Below are 19,807 nucleotides of genomic sequence, written 5' to 3' on the forward strand. Positions count from 1 at the left end.
ATCAGGGGCTTGCGGCGCAGGGGCGGTGGCGCGATCATTGGACTGTCATATGAAGGGAGACCGCATGACGATCGGGTCCGGCGATAGCGAGCCCAGCCAGTTTTCGGGCGGCGGTGCCGCGGCACGCGGCCCCTCCGCCCCCAACCTGCTGGGTCAGGTCACCTTCAACCGCCGCGAACTCAATCGCATCCTCGATCTCTACGGCCGCATGGTCGCCGCCGGCGAATGGCGCGATTACGCCATCGACTTCCTGAAAGATCGCGCGGTGTTCTCGGTGTTTCGCCGCACGTCGGAAGTGCCGCTCTATCGCATCGAGAAAAATCCGAAGCTGGCGCAGCGGCAGGGCGCCTACAGCGTCATCTCGGCAACGGGTTTGATCCTGCGCCGCGGCCCCGAACTCGACCGCGTGCTGCGTGTGCTGGAGAAGCCGCTGCTGGCGCTGGCGAACTAGACATTACGCCGGTTCGCGGTCGCCTTTGCCGAGCGGCAGCTGCATCTGCACGGTGTCCAGCCAGCGGCCGAACTTGAAGCCGACCGACTTGAACACGCCGGCGGGCTGGAAACCGCATGCCTTATGCAGAGCGATTGAACCGGCCTGGTTCGAGTCGCCGATTACCGCCAGCATCTGCCGGAAGCCGGCATCGGTGGAGAGCTTGATCAGCTCCGCCATCAGCGCCTTGCCGATGCCGCGCTTCTGCATCTCCGGCGCGATGTAGATGGAATCCTCGACGGTGAAGCGATAGGCCGGCCGTTCCCGGAACGGTCCGGCATAGGCGTAACCGGCAACCTGCCCGTCGATTTCGGCGACGATGTAGGGGAATTTCCCGGCGCGCAGTTTCTCGTAGCGGCGCATCATCTCCGTTTCGTCCGGCGGTTCTAGCTCGAAGGTGGCAGTGCCAGTGCGCACGGCGTGGGCGTAGATGGCCGTAATCGACGGGATATCGGCGGGGCTGGTGGGGCGGATGTTCATGGAGGCACCACAAAAGAAAACGCCCCGGCTTTAGACCGGGGCGTTCCATCTCGCAACTGGCTCTGTCCGTTCGTTAGCGGCGATCGCCGAGGAAGCGCAGCATGAACAGGAACAGGTTGATGAAGTCGAGGTAGAGCGTCAGCGCGCCCATCACCGCCTTGCGGCCCGCGATGGTGCCGTCGTCGTTGACGTCGTACATCTCCTTGATCTTCTGGGTATCCCAGGCGGTCAGGCCGGCGAAGATCAGGACGCCGACGATCGAGATGACGAAGCCCAGGCCCGAAGAGCCGAGGAAGATGTTGACGATCGACGCCAGGATCAGACCGAACAAGCCCATGATCAGGAACGAGCCGATCGGCGACAGATCACGCTGCGTCGTGTAGCCGTACAGGCTCAGCGCGCCGAACGATGCCGCGGAGATGAAGAAGGTGCGGGCGATCGACGAGCCGGTGTAGACCACCAGGATCGACATCAGCGCCAGGCCGAGCAGGCCGGCGTACAGCATGAACAGGCCGAAGGCGGTGCTGGGCTGCAGCGTATGCACGCGGAAGCTCAGGAAGAACACCAAGCCAAGTGTTGCCAGCATGAGCACGATGGGCGTGAAGCCGCCGAGGATCATCTGGCCGAACGCGGTCGCGCCGACGATACCCGCCGGGGTGATGCGGATCGCATCGCCACCCGCGAGCTGGAAGGCAAAAAAGGCGACGACGCCGGTCAGAGCGACGCCGGCGGCCATGTAGTTGTAAACGCGGAGCATGTAGGCGCGCAGGCCCGCATCGATCTCCACGGAGCGCGCGGCAGTGCCAAAGCCGCGGGCAGCTACGTTACGGTCGAAGTCCGACATCGAAAGTTTCCTCTTCTCAGTGCCGGCGTTTGTCAGGTGACGGTGCCGGCTCGCGTCAGGCGCGGGTTTGAACTCGCGCTCGTGTTGTCGAATGTAATGGTTGGTGAGGTTCTACGCCAGATATGGCGGGGTGATGTCGGCCTCACCTTGCGGAATATTAACCTTTGCCGCCGGGGTGAATTCCCTCGACAAAACAAGGCCCGAGGGCCCCGTTTGACCCGGCGCGGCTGAATGTCGCTGGCAATCCAAGGCGTTAAGCGCGATTGGGTCAAAGATTGCGCAGCACCGGGGCCGGTTTCTGGCCAAGCGCCGAGAACGTGCCGGCCAGCCCCAGCACGACCGTGACCAGCACCGCGGCGAAGGTGGCGGCGAGCGCCGTCCCCAGCTGCCATGAAAACGGCAGGCGCATCAGCTCGGTCACAATCAGCCAGCTGGCGGCGGTGCCGCTGAGCACGCCGAACAGCGCGGTGGCGGCGGCGATCAGCAGATATTCGATGGTGTAGGCGCCGATCAGCCGCAGCCGGGTCGCCCCCAAAGTCTTGAGGATGACGGCGTCGTAGACGCGGTGACGGTGGCCGGCGGCAAGCGCGCCGCCCAGCACCAGCGCGGCAACCAGCAGCGTCAATGCCGAGGCGCCGCGGATCGCCAGCACCAGATTGCCGATCAGCGCGCCGATGGCGTCGAGGGCGTCCTTGACGCGCACGGTGGTGATCATCGGGAAATCCTGCGCCACGGCGCGGATAATCTTGTTTTCCTGCTCCGCGGTCGAACCGCCATTCGGATAGGTCAGTGTCGCCAGCCGCGTATGCGGCGCGCCGTCGAAGACATGCGGTGAGAACACCAGCACGAAGTTGATGCTCAGGCTCTGCCAGTCGACCGTGCGCAGATTGGCGATCTTCGCCGTGATATTGCGGCCGAGCACATTGACGGTGACGCTGTCGCCGACCTTGAGGCCGAGGCCGTCGGCGATCTTCTTCTCGAACGACACCAGGGGTTCGCCGCGATAATCGGCGGTCCACCACTGGCCGTCGGTCAGGCGCGAGCCGTTCGGTACCGTCGCCGAATAGGTGATGCCGCGGTCGCTCTGCAGCACCCACGCGGCTTCTTCCGACGGCTGGAGATCCTGCGCGTCGATGCCCTTGGCCGCCACGATGCGGCCGCGCAGCATCGGCACTTCGTCGAGGTCGGCGCCGGGGGCTTGTTTGGCGACGAAGGCGTCGAAGTCCGGCGCGCGCTCCGAGGGGATGTCGAGGAAATAGAACGCCGGCGCCCGCGCCGGCAGTTCCTTGGCGAACTGGCTGCGCAGATTGCCATCGATTTCGATGACGGTGACGAGCAACGCGATGCCGAGACCGAGCGACAATACGATGGTCGGCGTCAGTGCGCCGGGACGATGAATATTGGCGATGGCCATGCGCAGGCTGGTCGAGCGCGCGCGCGGCGCGCGGCGGGCAACCGCCATCACCAGCATGCCGACAAGCTGCAATAGCACGAAAACCGCGGCGGCAACGCCGACATAGATCAGCGCCACGCGCCGGTCATAGGCCAGCAGCACCGCGAGCGTGCCGAGCGCGGCAATCGCCAGCGCCGTTAGCGCCATATAGCTGCGACGCGGCCAGGACGGCTGCGCGGCGACGACGTCGCGAAACAGCGCACCGACCGGCACGTCATGGGCCCGGCCGAGCGGCCACATTGCGAAAGCGAGCGCGGTAAGCAGGCCGTAGACCAGCGACAGCACCAGCTCCGGCGCTTGAATCGCCGGCACGATCGGCAGTGGGATGATGGAGCCAAAAACGCCGACAACGATGAAGGGCAGCGCTGCGCCCAAAGCCGCGCCAATGGCGCCGCCGATCAGCGCCAGCAGGATTACCTGTGTGAGGTAGATCGCGAAAACGCGGCGACCGCTGGCGCCCAGGGCTTTCAGCGTGGCGATGGTGGCGCGCTTGCGGTCGAGATGGCTCTTCACTGCATTGCCGACACCGACACCGCCGACCAGCAGCGCGGTGAGGCCGACAATGGTCAGGAATTGCGTGAAGCGGTTGACGTTGCGCTCCAATTGCGGCGAGGCATTGGTGCGGTTGCGGATTTCCCAGCCAGCATTGGGCTGTTTGGCGCGAGCGTCATCGGTGACGGTCTTGACCTCGGTTTCGGTGCCGGCGCCGGGCAGCTTCACCTGATATTTCCAGCGCACGAGGCTTCCGGGCTGCAGCAGGCCGGTGGCCCGCAGCGCCTCTTCGTTGACCATCAGGCGCGGGCCGAAGCCGATGCCGACTGAAAGTTTATCCGGTTCGCTGGTGAGCGCGGCGCGGATGATGAAGTCGATATTGCCGACGGTGATGCGCGCACCCGGCTCGATGGCAAGCCGCGCCAGCAGTGTTTGGTCGGCGACCGCGCCATAGGCGCCGTCGCGTCGCGCCATCGCTTCATCGAGCGACATGTCGGGCGTGAGCGTGACCTTGCCGAACAGCGGATAAGCTTTGTCGACGGCTTTGAGTTCGACCAGCGTGGCATCGCCGCTGGCGACGCGCGACATCGCGCGCAGGCTGGCGGTGGTCGAGACCGCGCCGTGGCTTTTCAGGAAAGCCAGCTCTTCGGGTTTGGCTTCGCGCTGGATCAGGCTGAACGACAAATCGCCGCCGAGAATGACGCGGCCCTCGCGCGCCAGCCCGTCATTCAGGCTGGCCGCCAGCGAACCGACGCCGGCGATCGACATCGCGCCCAGTGCGATGCAGGCGATGAACACATAGAAGCCCGACAGGCCGCCGCGCATCTCGCGCAGCGCGTAACGAAGCGGCAGCCATCGCGCCAGGCGGCTCATGCGTGGCCGTCCACGATATGCCCCGAGCGCAGCCGCACGACGCGGCCGCATTTCTGCGCCAGCGCCGGATCGTGCGTCACCAGCACGAGCGTGGCGCCGTGCTTCTCGTAGCCAGCAAATAACAGCTCGACGATCTGCCTGCCGGTATCCTCGTCGAGATTGCCGGTCGGCTCATCGGCGACCAGGATCGACGGGTTCGGCGCCAGCGCGCGGGCGACCGCGACGCGTTGCTGCTCGCCGCCCGACATCTGCGCCGGATAGTGATGCAGGCGATGACTCAGGCCGACGAGATCGAGTTCGGCGCGGGCGCGGTCCAGCGCATCGTCGATGCCGGCGAGCTCGAGCGGCACCGCGACATTCTCGAGCGCCGTCATAGTCGGAATGAGGTGGAAAGACTGGAAGACGATACCGATGTTGCGGCCGCGGAAGCGGGCAAGTTCATCTTCGCTGAGCTCGCGCAGGTTCTCGTCGGCGACCTTCACGGTGCCGGTGTCGGCACGTTCCAGCCCGGCCATCACCATGAGCAGGGTCGATTTGCCCGAGCCTGAAGGGCCGACGAGGCCAATTGCCTCGCCCCTGCCTATATTCAGGTTGATGTCCTTGAGGATATGAACGCGGGCGGCATCGCTGCCGAGCGAAAGATTGAGGCCGGAGAGGGCAATGGCCGGTGCCGGCTCAGAAGGTGCTTTCATGAATCTCATTCCGATGCGGTGGCCGACATATGGGGAAGTTCTAGGCCCCGTCCAGCGGGCTGCGGCGCTATTACTCACGATAGTTTGCGTTTTAGGGCCGAATTGGGCCGCCGCGGCTGACAAACCCGTGAAGATCGTGGTCCTCGGCGATTCCCTGACCGCCGGCTATGGCCTCAATGTCCAGGATGCCTTCCCGACCAAGCTTGGGGTGGCGCTGAAGGCCAAGGGTCATGCCATCGAATTGATCAATGCTGGTGTCTCGGGCGACACCGCGACCGGCGGGCTGGACCGCTTTGACTGGTCGGTGCCGGCGGACGCCGACGCGCTGATCCTTGAACTCGGCGCCAACGATGCGCTGCGTGGAGTCAGTCCGGATGTCACGCGCGCGGCGCTCGACAAGATTCTGAGCAAGGCCGCCGAACGAAAGATTCCGGTGCTGATCGCCGGCATGAAGTCGCCGCCCAATATGGGCGCCGATTATGTGGCAAAGTTCGACGCCATCTTTCCCGAACTCGCCAGAACACATAATGCGCTGCTCTATCCGTTCTTCCTCGAGGGCGTCGCCGCCGACGAAAAGCTCAACCAGCGCGATGGCATGCATCCAAACTCGGACGGCGTGGACGTGATCGTGAAGAATATTCTGCCCAAGGTCGAAGAATTGATTGCGAAGGCGAAGGCCAGCTAACGCCCATCATGCCTCGTTTATTCACCGGCATCGAAATTCCATCGGGCATTGCCGAAGCGTTGAACATGTTGCGCGGCGGACTTCCGGGTGCGCGATGGATCGATCGCGAGAATTATCACATCACCTTGCGGTTCCTCGGCGATATCGACGATCGCATGGCGAACGATGCGGCATCGATCCTCGCCGATATCAAAAAACCGGCATTCGACCTGCATTTCGACGGGCTTGCGTCGTTCGGCGGCCGCAAGCCGCGATCGGTCTATGCCCAGGTCGCGGCGGCGCCGCCGCTGGTGGACTTGCAGGATGAGCATGAGCGGCTGATGCGCCGCATCGGCCTTGTGCCGGAAACGCGCAAATTCACACCGCATGTGACGCTGGCGCGCCTGCGCGGCACGTCGAGCCTCGATGTCGCGGATTATCTGTCGGCGCGCGGGTTTTTCCGCACTGCGCCGTTTCCGGTCACGCGCTTCGTGCTGTTCTCGTCACGCGCCTCAACCGGTGGCGGGCCCTATGTGGTGGAAGAGAGTTATTCGCTTGGCCCTGTCTCATCCTGAGGAGCGGCGGCAGACCGCGCCTCGAAGGATGGGCGGCCACCCGGTCTACGCCACCTTGAACAGCCGCATCTGGGCTTCGAGCATCGAACTGGCGATGCCGTGGGCATCTTCCATGGCTTCGAGCGCGATCGACATGGGCGTGTAGCGCGCGGCCTTCACCTCGCCGACAATGCTGCCGAAATCGAAGGTGAAGTCGGCTTCGAACTTGCGGGCGAGTTGCTGCATGCGGCGGTTGCCGGCGAGACAATCCATGCGCAGTAAACGAATGCCGCGGTTGCGCGACGACAACAGGATGCGTTCGAGCAGCGCGGTGCCGACGCCGTGGCTCTGCCAGTCCTTTTCGATCGAGAAGGCGGCTTCGGCCTCGTGGCTGAACAGCGGGCCGACCGGGCGCAGTTCGCCGGCGCCGCGCAAGGTGCCGTCGACGAAGAAGCCGAACACGATCACGCCGAAGTCGCGGATGCTGTGGGCGTGCTTGTCGATGAATTCGTCGGAGACCGCGCCGGAGAAGCGGGTGTTGCGGCTCTCGCGGTCGAGGCGCAGCAGGTGGTCGCGATAGGCGGCGGCCTCGGTTGGCCACAGCTTGCGGACAACGCCATCGAGGGGCAGGGGCTCGCTCATGTCGGTATTCCTCAGGTCAAAGTGTCGGCTTTGCCCCCCGACTCAATTTTTGTTTGCACGCATGTATATGGTGCATTGCAGCAAAAATACGATCCCTGCTTAGGGCGTAGACGGCCTCCATTGCGAAAAATGCATGGCTTACAACGTGTTAATAAAGGTTAACCGGCCGGTATTCACAGTGCTCAGGACGGAATGCTGCGGCTTTGCCGCGCAACATGCGGGCTTTTGCTGTGCGAGCAGCCAGCCTCAATGGGTGAGGCGATTTACAGCCGCGGCGGTACGCCTTAGCAGTTGCGGCATCGTCCCGCCGCCCCGAAACCTGCCCCTCGGTCATGAATCAGTCCTTTGCCAGCCGCTATGCCGCGTTGGTCGCCTCCGGAAAGATCGAGGCCGACCCGGCGCAGGCCGAACTCGCCCGGCACTATGTCGCGCTCGACCAGCGGCTGACCGAGCGGCTTCTGGCGCGCAAGTCGTCGTCGCTCGGCTGGCTGTTCGCCAAGAAGGCCAAGGCCGCCGTGGTGAAGGGCCTTTACGTCCATGGCGAAGTCGGCCGCGGCAAGACCATGCTGATGGACCTGTTTTACGAATCCACGCCGGTCGAGAAGAAGCGCCGCGCGCACTTCCACGAATTCATGGCGGACGTGCATGAGCGCGTGCATCGTTTCCGTCAGGCCATCAAGGACGGCAAGGTGCCGGATCAGGATCCGATCCTGCATGCGGCCAACGACATTGCCGACGAAACGCAGCTCATCTGCTTTGACGAGTTTCATGTGACCGATATCGCCGACGCCATGATCCTGGGCCGGCTGTTCACCAAACTGTTCGAGCGCGGCGTGGTCATGGTTGCGACGTCGAATCTGGCGCCGCGCGATCTCTATAAGGACGGGCTCAACCGCGCGCTGTTCGTGCCCTTCCTCAAGTTGCTGGAGCAGCAATGCGAAGTGGTGAGGCTCGATGCCCGCACCGACTTCAGGCTTGAGAAGCTCACCGGCGTCAATGCCTGGTACGTGCCGGCGGATGCCAAAGCGGAAGCGGCTCTCGACAAGGCCTGGCGCGATCTGGTCGGCCATGCCGAAGGCGCGGCGCATGAACTGGTGGTGAAGGGTCACATCGTTAATGTGCCGAAGGCGGCGATGGGCGTCGCCCGTTTCGATTTCGCCGATCTATGCTCGAAGCCGCTCGCAGCCTCGGACTTCCACAAGATCGCGCTGGAATTCCACACCCTCATCATCGACCGCATCCCGATCATGAATGAGTCGCGGCGCAACGAGGCCAAGCGTTTTATCATTCTGGTCGATACGCTGTACGATCACGCCGTGAAGCTGCTGGCGTCGGCCGAAGCTTCGCCGGAAAATCTCTACACCGGCACGGATGGCTATGAGGCCAACGAATTCAAGCGCACGGCGTCGCGCCTCTTCGAAATGCGCTCGCAGTCCTATCTGGGACTGCCGCACGGTCCGCGCACGGCGGAGAATGTCGATCTGGCGAAAATCGTCGATACCTAAAGGCTCGTCCAGATCAGCAGGGCGACGACGACAGCCATCAGCGCTGCGGCGCACCAGCCTAATGCGACCAACCAGCGCGGCAGCGCCAGGCCGGTTTCGCGCTTGCTCGATACAACGATCATCGTCGCCACCATGATGGGCACCGCGACGATGCCGTTGACGACGGCGGTCCAGAAAAGCATCGCAATCGGATCGATATTGGTGACGGCGAGCGCGGCGCCGCCCAATGTCGCAGCGGCGACGATCGCATAAAAGCCGATGGCGCGGTTGACGGGCAGTTCGAGGCTGCCGTGAATCCTGAAGATATCTGCGACGGCATAAGCGGCCGAGCCGGCGAGCACCGGCACCGCCAGCAGTCCGGTGCCGATAATGCCAAGCGCGAACAACGCAAAGGCAAACGAGCCGCCGACCGGGCGCAAGGCCTCCGCCGCCTGTGCCGCGGTATTGATATGGGTGATGCCGTTGGCATGCAGCGTCGCCGCCGTGGTTACGATGATGAAAAAGGCAATCAAGTTCGAAAAGAACATGCCGACCCAGGTATCGATCGAAATCGCGCGGAACGCGTTCGTTTCAACGCGTCGTTCGGACAGACTGCGGCGATGACTGAGGCGCGACTCTTCGGCTTCCTGCGACGCCTGCCAGAAAAAAAGATAGGGGCTGATCGTCGTGCCGAACACTGCGACGATCATCAGCATCGTGTCGCGATCGAACGAAATTGCCGGGACAAATGTTGCGCGGACGACCTCGCCCCACGGCACCTTCACGCTGAAGGCCGCCGCGACGTAGAACAGCAGCACCATGGTCATGAGCTTCAGGATGCCGGCGTAGCGGTGGTAAGGAATGAGGACTTCGGCGACGAGACAGATCACGCCGAACATCACGGCAAAGATCAGCGCGGAGCCGCCGGTCACCAGTCGCAGGGCTTCTCCCATGGCGGCGAGATCGGCGGCGATGTTGAGCGTGTTGGCGACGACCAGCGCGCCGATCAGCGGATAAAGTACGGCGCGTGGCAGAACGCGCGCGATGTTCGTCGCGAGGCCGCGGCGGGTTTGCCAACCGATCATGGCGCTCACAACCTGAATCGCGGTCATGAATGGCAGCGTCAGGAAAAGCGTCCACAGCAGCCCGAAGCCGAACTGGGCGCCGGCCTGGGAATAGGTGGCGATGCCGCTGGGATCGTCGTCGGCCGCGCCGGTGACGAGACCAGGCCCGAGCGCCCGCCAGACGGTTCTGGTCGAAAATCGGATCAGCGACATCGGAACAGGTCCTTCCCGACCCCTCTCGCCAGCTTATGGCACGGCCTTACGGCGCCAGGGGCACTGGATCAAAAACGGACTGGACTTTGGTCGAAAGCTTTGCTGGTATAATGTATACACGATAAGAAAACAGGGCGGGAATGTTGCTGCATTACAGCAAAATGGCTAAGCCATCGGCGGCCGCGCTCCGCGGCAGCAGCAAAGAGTTTTCCCATCATGGCGCGTAATAAAATCGCATTGATCGGCGCTGGCCAGATCGGCGGCACGCTGGCCCATCTGGTCGGCCTGAAGCAGTTGGGCGACGTCGTTATGTTCGACGTCATGGAAGGCATTCCGCAGGGCAAGGCCCTCGACATCGCCCAGTCCTCCCCGGTCAACAAATTCGACGCCAAATTCACCGGCGCCAACTCCTACGAAGCCATCGAAGGCGCCGATGTCTGCATCGTCACCGCCGGCGTGCCGCGCAAGCCGGGCATGAGCCGCGACGACCTGCTCGACATCAATCTCAAGGTCATGAGCCAGGTCGGCGCCGGCATTGCGAAATACGCGCCAAACGCCTTCGTCATCTGCATCACCAACCCGCTCGACGCGATGGTTTGGGCGCTGCAGAAGTCCTGCGGCCTGCCGCAGCAGAAGGTCGTGGGCATGGCCGGCGTGCTCGACTCGGCGCGCTTCCGCTACTTCCTGGCCGACGAATTCAATGTCTCGGTCGAGGATGTCACCGCCTTCGTGCTCGGCGGCCACGGCGATACCATGGTGCCGCTCACCCGCTACTCGACGGTCGCCGGCATTCCGGTGCCGGATCTCGTCAAGATGGGCTGGACCACGCAGGCCCGCGTCGATGAGATCGTCAAGCGCACCGCCAATGGCGGCGCCGAAATCGTCAACCTGCTCAAGACCGGCTCGGCCTTCTACGCACCGGCGGCGTCCGCCATCGCGATGGCGGAGAGCTACCTGCTCGACAAGAAGCGCGTTCTGCCCTGCGCCGCCTATCTCAACGGCGAGTACGGTATGAAGGACATCTATGTCGGCGTGCCGGTGGTGATCGGTGCCAAGGGTGTCGAGCGTATCGTCGAAGTCGATCTCAACGGCGGCGAAAAGACGGCGTTCGAGAAGTCGGCTGCCTCCGTGCAGGGTCTCATCGAGGCCTGCAAGAAGATCGCGCCGACGCTGGCGTAAATGATCGCCGTTGTCGCCCGCGCAAGCGGGCGATTCAGTCACCGCCTGCGTCGATAGAGATGCGAGAACCGGGAATACTGGATGCCCCGCTTTCGCGGGGCATCACAGCCTAGGGAGTTGGGGAGAGCCGGATGAATATCCACGAGTATCAAGCTAAAGCAGTTTTGAAGGAATTCGGCGTTCCGGTGCCGCGCGGCATCCCCGCCTTTACTGTCGACGAAGCCGTCAAGGCCGCCAATGAACTCGGCGGCCCGGTCTGGGTGGTGAAAGCCCAGATCCACGCCGGCGGCCGCGGCAAGGCCGGCGGCGTCAAGGTCGTCAAGTCGATCGACGACGTGAAGAAGGAATCGACCCGTATCCTTGGCTCGACCCTGGTCACGCACCAGACCGGCCCGAAGGGCAAGGTCGTCAACCGCCTCTACATCGAAGAAGGCTCGCTGATCGACAAGGAGTTCTATCTCTCCGCGCTGGTCGACCGCGAGACCTCGCGTGTCGCTTTCGTCGTCTCGACCGAAGGCGGCATGGATATCGAGGCCGTCGCGCATGACACGCCTGAGAAGATCATTTCCTTCTCGGTCGATCCGGCGACCGGCTTCATGCCGCACCACGCGCGCCGCGCCGCGCAGGCCTTGAACCTTACCGGCGATCTCGCCAAGCAGCTCGGCGACATCCTGCCGAAGCTCTACAATGCGTTCGTTTCCAAGGACATGGCGCTGCTCGAGATCAACCCGCTGGTGGTCACCAAGGACGCCAAGATCATCTGCCTCGACGCCAAGGTCGGCTTCGACACCAACTCGCTGTATCGCCACGCCGATGTGATGGCGCTGCGCGACATCACCGAGGAAGACGAGAAGGAAGTCGAAGCCTCGAAGTTCGACCTCAACTACATCGCACTCGACGGCCAGATCGGCTGCATGGTCAACGGCGCCGGCCTCGCGATGGCGTCGATGGACATCATCAAGCTCTACGGCATGGAGCCGGCAAACTTCCTCGATGTCGGCGGCTCGGCCACCAAGGAAAAGGTGACTGCCGCGTTCAAGATCATCACCTCCGATCCGAACGTGAAAGGCATCCTGGTCAACATTTTCGGCGGCATCATGAAGTGCGACGTCATCGCGGAAGGCGTCGTCGCCGCGGTGAAGGAAGTGGGCCTGAAGGTTCCGCTGGTCGTGCGTCTCGAAGGCACGAACGTCGAACTGGGCAAGAAAATCATCAAGGAATCGGGCCTCAACGTCACCTCCGGTGACGACCTGGACGATGCCGCGCAGAAGATCGTCAAGGCCGTGAAGGAGGCTGCGTAATGTCCGTCCTCATCGACAAGAATACCAAGGTCATCTGCCAGGGCTTCACCGGCAAGAACGGCACCTTCCACTCGCAGCAGGCGATCGCCTACGGCACCAAGATGGTCGGCGGCACCTCGCCCGGCAAAGGCGGCGGTACGCATCTCGATCTGCCGATCTTCGACACCGTCGCCGAAGCCAAGGACAAAACGGGAGCCGACGCTTCCGTCATCTACGTGCCGCCGCCGGGCGCGGCCGACGCGATCTGCGAAGCCATCCAGGCCGAGATCCCGCTGATCGTCTGCATCACCGAAGGCATTCCGGTGCTGGACATGGTGAAGGTGAAGCGCGCGCTGTCGGGCTCGAAGTCGCGTCTCATCGGGCCGAACTGCCCGGGCGTGATGACCGCGGGCGAATGCAAGATCGGCATCATGCCGGGCAACATCTTCAAGTCGGGTTCGGTCGGCATCGTGTCGCGCTCCGGCACGCTGACCTATGAAGCCGTATTCCAGACGTCGCGCGAAGGCCTTGGTCAGACCACGGCGGTCGGCATCGGCGGCGATCCGGTCAAAGGCACCGAGTTCATCGATGTGCTCGAGATGTTCCTAGCCGATCCGAAGACCACCTCGATCGTCATGATCGGCGAAATCGGCGGTTCGGCCGAAGAAGACGCCGCGCAGTTCCTCATCGACGAGGCGAAGCGCGGCCGCAAGAAGCCGATGGTCGGCTTCATCGCCGGTGTCACCGCGCCTCCGGGCCGCCGCATGGGTCATGCCGGCGCGATCATTTCCGGCGGCAAGGGCGATGCGAAGTCCAAGACCGCGGCGATGGAAGCGGCCGGCATTCGCGTGTCGCCGTCGCCGGCGCGCATCGGCAAGACGCTGGTGGAAGTGCTCAAGGGCTAAAGCGGCTCTTCAACCGGTCAGATCACACGAAGCGAGCGCCGCCAGGCTGATGCCGGCGGCGCTTGTCGTTTGGAGCCACACGCCCGTCGGCTTGGCCGCGAGCCCTTAGGGGCGCCCTCACAAAACATGACGGGGACGTAAACCGGTGGGTGATCCGGGCTCTCGAGCCCTTCGCCGGAACACAACCGCAAGATTAAGGGTTGGATCTTTGACACGCGGCGATTGGCCGGCGAACAGGCTGGCAAAGAGTCAGGCGGAGGTCCTGGTAATCAAATGAACTGATATTCAGTCTTATGCTTTTTTGGACTTAACTACGTCATAAATAGGTTTAAGAGTGAGGATCGCCGACGCAGGGGCGTAAAGCCCCGGAGCGGCCCGTCCGACAGAGCAGCTTCCGGTCCGGCAGGGGGATCGCGGGGCCGTTTACCGGATTGTCCCACGCAGGAAACGCATATTGCGCGGCAATTGCGCCGCGCCAGGATCAACCGACATGTCTCGCCAAGACGCCAACGCCGCCTTTGCCCACACTTCGTTCCTCTACGGCGGCAACGCCGCCTACATCGAAGACCTGCAGGCCCGTTTCGAAAAAGATCCGAGCTCCGTCGATGCCGAGTGGCGGACCTTCTTCGAGGCGCTGAAGGATAACGGCACCGATGTCGTCAAGCAGGCGCAAGGTGCGTCCTGGAAGAAGCCGAACTGGCCGGCGCGGCCGAGCGGCGATCTGGTCGCCGCGCTCGACGGACAATGGGCCGAGACCGAAAAGAAGCTCGGCGAGAAGATCGCGGCGAAGGCTCAGGCCACGGGCGTCAATCTGTCGAATGCCGACGTCATGCAGGCGACGCGCGATTCGATCCATGCGCTGATGTTGATCCGCGCCTACCGCATGCGCGGCCACTTCCACGCCAACCTCGATCCGCTCGGCATCCAGGCGGAGCCGAACGAAGAAGAACTGATGCCGGCGTCCTACGGCTTTTCCGAAGCCGACCTGGACCGCAAGATCTTCCTCGACAAGGTGCTTGGTCTGGAATTCGCGTCGATGCGCGAGATCATCGCCATTCTGCGCCGCACCTACTGCCAGACGCTCGGCGTCGAGTTCATGCACATCTCGAACGCCGCGCAGAAGGCGTGGATTCAGGAGCGCATCGAAGGTCGCGACAAGGAAATCCAGTTCACCCGCGAGGGCAAGCGCGCCATCCTCAACAAGCTTGTCGAGGCCGAAGGCTTCGAGAAGTTTCTCGACGTCAAGTTCACCGGCACCAAGCGCTTCGGTCTGGATGGCGGCGAGTCGCTGATCCCGGCGCTGGAGCAGATCATCAAGCGCGGCGGCAATCTCGGCGTGAAGGAAATCGTGCTGGGCATGCCGCATCGCGGCCGCCTCAACGTTCTCACGCAGGTGATGAGCAAGCCGCACCGCGTGCTGTTCCACGAATTCAAGGGCGGCTCGGCGACGCCGGACGACATCGAAGGCTCCGGCGATGTGAAGTACCACCTCGGCGCTTCGTCGGACCGCGAGTTCGACGGCAACAAGGTGCATCTGTCGCTGACGCCGAACCCGTCGCATCTGGAAATCGTCGATCCGGTGACGCTCGGCAAGGTGCGCGCCAAGCAGGAGCAGCACGGCGCGACGCCGGCCGACCGCACCATGGTCATGCCGCTGCTGATCCACGGTGACGCGGCCTTCGCCGGCCAGGGCGTGGTGGCGGAATGTTTCGGCCTGTCGGGCCTGAAGGGCTACCGCACCGGCGGCAGCATCCATTTCATCGTCAACAACCAGATCGGCTTCACGACCTATCCGCGCTACTCGCGTTCGTCGCCTTATCCGTCCGACGTCGCCAAGATGATCGACGCGCTGATCCTGCATGTGAACGGCGACGACCCGGAAGCGGTGGTGTTCGCCGCCAAGGTCGCGACCGAGTACAGGATGCAGTTTCAGCACCCGGTCGTCATCGACATGTGGTGCTATCGCCGCTTCGGTCATAACGAAGGCGACGAGCCGGCCTTCACCCAGCCGGTGATGTACAAGAACATCCGCTCGCGCCGCTCGACGCTGGAGATCTACTCCGAGAAGCTGATCGCCGAAGGCGTTGTCACCGAAGGCGAGATCGACAAGATGCGCGCCGACTGGCGCTCGCGCCTCGACGCCGAGTTCGAAGCGGGCCAGGCCTACAAGCCGAACAAGGCGGACTGGCTCGACGGCCGCTGGTCGGGCCTCAAGCCGGCGCAGGATGCCGACGATCCGCGCCGCGGCAATACCGGCGTCCCGCTCGCCGATCTGCGCGCCATCGGCAAGGCGATCACGACGGTGCCGAAGGACTTCAACGTCCACAAGACGGTGCAGCGCTTCCTCGACAACCGCGGCAAGGCGATCGAGACCGGCGAAGGCATCGACTGGGCGACCGCCGAAGCGCTCGCCTTCTGTACGCTGCTCAAGGACGGCCATTCGGTTCGCCTGTCCGGTCAGGACTCCGAGCGCGGCACCTTCTCGCAGCGTCATTCGGTGCTGTTCGATCAGGAAACCGAAAAGCGCTACGTGCCGTTCAACACGCTCGGCACCAGCCCGGCCAAGTACGATGTGATGAACTCGATGCTGTCGGAGGAGGCGGTGCTCGGCTTCGAGTACGGCTATTCGACCGCCGAGCCGAATACGCTGACCTTGTGGGAAGCGCAGTTCGGCGACTTCGCCAACGGCGCGCAGGTGGTGTTCGACCAGTTCATCTCCTCGGCCGAACGCAAGTGGCTGCGCATGTCGGGTCTCGTCTGTCTTCTGCCGCATGGCTACGAAGGCCAGGGGCCTGAGCACTCGTCGGCGCGCCTTGAGCGCTTCCTGCAGATGTGCGCCGAAGACAACATGCAGGTCGCCAACTGCACCACGCCGGCCAATTACTTCCACATCCTGCGCCGCCAGCTCAAGCGCGAGATCCGCAAGCCGCTGATCCTGATGACGCCGAAGAGCCTGCTGCGCCACAAGCGCGCGATCTCGAGCCTCGCCGAAATGGACGCCGGCACCTCGTTCCATCGCCTGCTGTGGGACGATGCGCAGTTCCTGTCCGGCGAGAAGATCAAGCTCGTCACCGACGACAAGATCCGGCGCGTCGTGCTGTGCTCGGGCAAGGTCTATTACGATCTTTACGAGGAACGCGAAAAGCGCGGCATCGACGACATCTATCTGCTGCGCGTCGAGCAGCTCTATCCGTTCCCGACCAAGGCGCTGATCACGGAGCTGTCGCGCTTCAAGCAGGCCGAGATCATCTGGTGCCAGGAAGAGCCGCGCAACCAGGGCCCCTGGTTCTTCGTCGACGTCTATCTCGAATGGGTGCTCAACCAGATCAACGCCAAGCATCGCCGCGCCCGTTATGCGGGCCGTCCGGCTTCGGCGTCGACCGCGGTCGGCCAGATGTCGAAGCATCTCGCGCAGCTCAAGCAGTTCCTCGATGAGGCGCTGGGCTGATCATCATCTGTCGTCTCCCACGAAAGCGGGGGACCCAGTAGTCACCGGCTGCGCCTGACGGCACCGACCGTGATTACTGGATCATTCGCTGACGCGGATGAGGACGGCAACCAGTTTGAACGCTAACGGACAAAGACACATGACTGACATCAAGGTGCCTACGCTCGGTGAATCGGTGACCGAGGCCACCGTCGGCAAATGGTTCAAGAAGCCCGGCGACGCCGTTGCAGTCGATGAACCGCTCGTCGAACTCGAAACCGACAAGGTGACGCTGGAAGTGCCGGCGCCGGCCGCGGGCGTGCTTGGCGACATTGCGGCCAAGGACGGCGACACTGTCGGCGTCGGCGCGATCCTCGGCACCATCAAGGACGGCGCGGCTGGCGCCAAGGCGGCCCCGGCCGCCGCTCCGGCCAAACCTGCCGCAGCCCCTGCTCCAGCTGCTCCGGCCGCCACGCCCGCTCCGGCTTCCGGCGCGACCAATACCGCGCAGGCTCCCTCGGTGCGCAAACTCGCCGCCGAATCGGGCGTCGATCCGTCGAACGTGGCCGGCACCGGCCTCAAGAACCAGGTGACCAAGGGCGACATGCTCGCCGCCATCGAAAAGGCTGCGTCGGCGCCGACCCCGGTCGCCGCCCCGGTGCAGATGCGGGCGCCGTCCGCGCCGGACGATGCCTCGCGCGAAGAGCGCGTGCGCATGACAAAGCTGCGTCAGACCATCGCGCGCCGTCTCAAGGACGCGCAGAACACCGCCGCCATGCTCACGACCTTCAACGAGGTCGACATGACCACGGTGATGGCGATGCGCAATCAGTACAAGGAGCTGTTCGAGAAGAAGCACGGTGTGAAGCTCGGCTTCATGGGCTTCTTCGTGAAGGCCTGCATCGCCGCGCTCAAGGACATCCCGGCGGTCAACGCCGAAATCGACGGCACCGATCTCGTCTACAAGAACTATTATCACATCGGCATTGCCGTCGGCACCGACAAGGGCCTTGTCGTGCCGGTGGTGCGCGACGCCGACATGCTGTCGCTCGCCGGCGTCGAGAAGAAGATCAACGATTTCGGCAAGCGCGCCCGCGACGGCCAGCTCAAGATCGACGAAATGCAAGGCGGCACCTTCACCATCACCAATGGCGGCATTTACGGATCGCTGATGTCGACGCCGATCCTCAACGCGCCGCAGTCCGGCATTCTTGGCATGCACAAGATCCAGGAGCGGCCGATGGCGATCGGCGGCAAGATCGAAGTGCGGCCGATGATGTATCTGGCGCTGTCCTACGATCACCGCATCGTCGACGGTCGCGAGGCGGTCACGTTCCTCGTGCGCGTCAAGGAGAACCTCGAGGATCCGGCAAGGCTGGTGCTGGATCTCTGATCCGCCTCATCCGGAGGAGCGCCGCAACGCGGCGCGTCTCGAAGGATGGGCGGCCACATGGTTCGAGACGCCACGCTTCGCGCGGCTCCTCACCATGAGGCCGATTTGGCGGCGCGATAAATAGGTTTGGAGCATTCATTCATGTCCTACGATCTCATCGTCATCGGTTCCGGACCCGGCGGCTATGTCTGCGCCATTCGCGCGGCGCAGCTCGGCCTCAAGACCGCGGTGGTCGAAAAGACCGCACTCGGCGGCACTTGCCTGAACATCGGCTGCATCCCGTCGAAGGCGTTGCTCCATGCCTCCGAACTGTTCGAGGAAGCCGGGCATTCCTTCGCCAAGATGGGCATCGGCGTCTCCGCGCCGAAGCTCGATCTCAAGACCATGCTCCAGTTCAAGCAGGACGCCATCGACGGCAACGTCAAGGGCGTGGACTTCCTGTTCAAGAAGAACAAGATCGAGACGCATTACGGCTTCGGCCGCATCGCCGCGCCGGGCAAGGTTGAGGTGAAGGCGGCTGACGGCAAGACGACGATGCTGGAGAGCAAGTCGATCGTGATTGCCACCGGTTCGGACGTCGCCAGGCTGCGCGGCATCGACATCGATGAGAAACGCATTGTGTCCTCGACCGGCGCGCTGTCGCTGCCGGAAGTGCCGAAGCATCTTCTGGTCATTGGCGCCGGCGTCATCGGCCTTGAACTTGGCTCGGTGTGGCGCCGCCTCGGCGCCAAGGTCACGGTGGTGGAGTTCCTCGACGGCATTTTGCCGGGCATGGACGGCGAAGTGCGCAAGCAGTCGCAACGCCTGCTTGAAAAGCAGGGCATCACTTTCAAGCTGTCGTCCAAGGTCACCGGCGTCGATTCATCCGGCAAGACGCTGAAGGCGACCATCGAGCCGGCGAAGGGCGAGGGCAAGGCGGAGATCATCGAAGCCGATATCGTGCTCGTGTCGACCGGCCGCGTGCCTTACACCGACGGCCTCGGCCTGAAAGAACTTGGCGTGAAAATGGATGAGCGCGGCCGCATCGTCACCGATCATTATTATGCGACCAGCGTGCCGGGTATCTGGGCCATTGGCGACGTGATCACGGGTCCGATGCTGGCGCACAAGGCCGAAGACGAAGGCGTCGCGGTTGCCGAAATGCTGGTCGGCCAGGCTGGCCATGTGAACTACGACGTCATTCCGGCGGTGGTGTACACGATGCCGGAGATCGCCTCGGTCGGCAAAAGCGAGGAAGACCTCAAGGCCGCCGGCGTTGCCTACAATGTCGGCAAGTTTCCGTTCACCGCGAACGGCCGCGCCAAGGCGAACCAGCAGACCGACGGCTTCGTTAAAGTCATCGCCGACGCCAAGACCGACCGCGTGCTCGGCGTGCACATTGTCGGTTCGGACGCCGGCAACATGATCGCTGAAGCCGCCATCGTCATGGAATTCGGCGGCGCCGCGGAAGATATCGCCCGCACCTGCCACGCCCATCCGACGCTGCCCGAGGCGGTGAAGGAAGCGGCCATGGCGGTCGCCAAGCGCGCGATTCATATGTGAGGTGATCGGCCTCATGGTGAGGAGCCGGGCGCATACCGGCGTCTCGAACCATGCCGCCGCCCATCCTTCGAGACGCGCCGCTTTGCGGCGCTCCTCAGGATGACGCGGAATAGACGCCTTATATCCGGCCACTCGG

The 19,807-nt window shown here is 63.5% G+C and carries 16 protein-coding genes; 10 read left to right on the top strand and 6 right to left on the bottom strand.

The features are described from left to right. The first annotated feature begins 64 nt into the window (after positions 1–64). The gene (locus DXH78_RS06330; RefSeq protein WP_115516260.1) at positions 65–451 is read left to right on the top strand and encodes a DUF2794 domain-containing protein; all 387 of its coding nucleotides are present in this window, start codon (positions 65–67) and stop codon (positions 449–451) included. 3 nt (positions 452–454) lie between these two features. Here the strand turns inward: DXH78_RS06330 and DXH78_RS06335 are convergent, their stop codons facing one another. The 4 genes from DXH78_RS06335 to DXH78_RS06350 form a co-directional block, all read right to left on the bottom strand. Further along, positions 455–970: a GNAT family N-acetyltransferase gene (locus tag DXH78_RS06335; protein ID WP_115516261.1), complete on the bottom strand. Its 516-nt coding sequence runs from the start codon at positions 968–970 to the stop codon at positions 455–457. 73 nt (positions 971–1,043) lie between these two features. After that, positions 1,044–1,814, bottom strand: coding sequence for a Bax inhibitor-1/YccA family protein (locus DXH78_RS06340; protein WP_115516262.1), 771 nt, complete (start codon positions 1,812–1,814; stop codon positions 1,044–1,046). A 268-nt stretch (positions 1,815–2,082) separates the two neighbouring features. Continuing rightward, complete coding sequence (locus DXH78_RS06345) at positions 2,083–4,632, bottom strand: ABC transporter permease (RefSeq protein ID WP_115516263.1); 2,550 nt, start codon at positions 4,630–4,632, stop codon at positions 2,083–2,085. Further along, positions 4,629–5,324: an ABC transporter ATP-binding protein gene (locus DXH78_RS06350; RefSeq protein WP_115516264.1), complete on the bottom strand. Its 696-nt coding sequence runs from the start codon at positions 5,322–5,324 to the stop codon at positions 4,629–4,631. The genes DXH78_RS06345 and DXH78_RS06350 overlap by 4 nt, the downstream gene beginning before the upstream one ends. A gap of 13 nt (positions 5,325–5,337) precedes the next feature. Between DXH78_RS06350 and DXH78_RS06355 the strand changes: the two genes are divergently transcribed. Next, positions 5,338–6,009 (top strand): arylesterase, encoded by a 672-nt coding sequence (locus tag DXH78_RS06355; protein ID WP_115517751.1) that lies wholly within the window; start codon positions 5,338–5,340, stop codon positions 6,007–6,009. Between the two features lie 8 nt (positions 6,010–6,017). After that, a complete protein-coding gene (thpR, locus tag DXH78_RS06360) occupies positions 6,018–6,563 on the top strand; it encodes an RNA 2',3'-cyclic phosphodiesterase (RefSeq protein WP_115516265.1) in 546 nt (181 codons plus the stop codon). A gap of 45 nt (positions 6,564–6,608) precedes the next feature. On the opposite strand, the gene DXH78_RS06365 is transcribed toward thpR, so the two are convergent. After that, positions 6,609–7,184, bottom strand: coding sequence for a GNAT family N-acetyltransferase (locus DXH78_RS06365; RefSeq protein WP_115516266.1), 576 nt, complete (start codon positions 7,182–7,184; stop codon positions 6,609–6,611). Between the two features lie 332 nt (positions 7,185–7,516). On the opposite strand from DXH78_RS06365, the gene zapE reads away from it, so the two are divergent. Then, positions 7,517–8,689 carry a cell division protein ZapE gene (gene zapE / locus DXH78_RS06370; protein WP_115516267.1) on the top strand — a complete coding sequence of 391 codons (1,173 nt, stop codon included), beginning with the start codon at positions 7,517–7,519 and terminating at the stop codon, positions 8,687–8,689. On the opposite strand, the gene DXH78_RS06375 is transcribed toward zapE, so the two are convergent. After that, on the bottom strand, positions 8,686–9,945 hold the full coding sequence (locus DXH78_RS06375; protein WP_115516268.1) for an NRAMP family divalent metal transporter: 1,260 nt from the start codon (positions 9,943–9,945) through the stop codon (positions 8,686–8,688). The genes zapE and DXH78_RS06375 overlap by 4 nt on opposite strands. 216 nt (positions 9,946–10,161) lie before the next feature. Here DXH78_RS06375 and mdh point away from each other — a divergent pair, with 216 nt between their 5' ends. The 6 genes from mdh to lpdA all read left to right on the top strand — a co-directional run bounded on the left by mdh (position 10,162) and on the right by lpdA (position 19,671). Beyond that, on the top strand, positions 10,162–11,124 hold the full coding sequence (gene mdh / locus DXH78_RS06380; protein ID WP_115516269.1) for a malate dehydrogenase: 963 nt from the start codon (positions 10,162–10,164) through the stop codon (positions 11,122–11,124). Positions 11,125–11,255: 131 nt separating this feature from the next. Next, the gene (gene sucC / locus DXH78_RS06385; RefSeq protein ID WP_115516270.1) at positions 11,256–12,425 is read left to right on the top strand and encodes an ADP-forming succinate--CoA ligase subunit beta; all 1,170 of its coding nucleotides are present in this window, start codon (positions 11,256–11,258) and stop codon (positions 12,423–12,425) included. Beyond that, complete coding sequence (gene sucD / locus DXH78_RS06390) at positions 12,425–13,309, top strand: succinate--CoA ligase subunit alpha (RefSeq protein WP_115516271.1); 885 nt, start codon at positions 12,425–12,427, stop codon at positions 13,307–13,309. Before sucC ends, sucD begins: the two co-directional genes overlap by 1 nt. A gap of 490 nt (positions 13,310–13,799) precedes the next feature. Beyond that, a complete protein-coding gene (locus DXH78_RS06395; protein ID WP_115516272.1) occupies positions 13,800–16,757 on the top strand; it encodes a 2-oxoglutarate dehydrogenase E1 component in 2,958 nt (985 codons plus the stop codon). 139 nt (positions 16,758–16,896) lie between these two features. Further along, positions 16,897–18,129 (top strand): 2-oxoglutarate dehydrogenase complex dihydrolipoyllysine-residue succinyltransferase, encoded by a 1,233-nt coding sequence (gene odhB, locus DXH78_RS06400; protein WP_115516273.1) that lies wholly within the window; start codon positions 16,897–16,899, stop codon positions 18,127–18,129. A 141-nt stretch (positions 18,130–18,270) separates the two neighbouring features. Continuing rightward, entirely contained in the window at positions 18,271–19,671 is a 1,401-nt protein-coding gene (gene lpdA / locus DXH78_RS06405; protein ID WP_115516274.1) for a dihydrolipoyl dehydrogenase, read from the top strand. Positions 19,672–19,807 lie beyond the last annotated feature (136 nt).

This window comes from Undibacter mobilis (genome assembly GCF_003367195.1).
GTDB classification, from domain to species: domain Bacteria; phylum Pseudomonadota; class Alphaproteobacteria; order Rhizobiales; family Xanthobacteraceae; genus Pseudolabrys; species Pseudolabrys mobilis.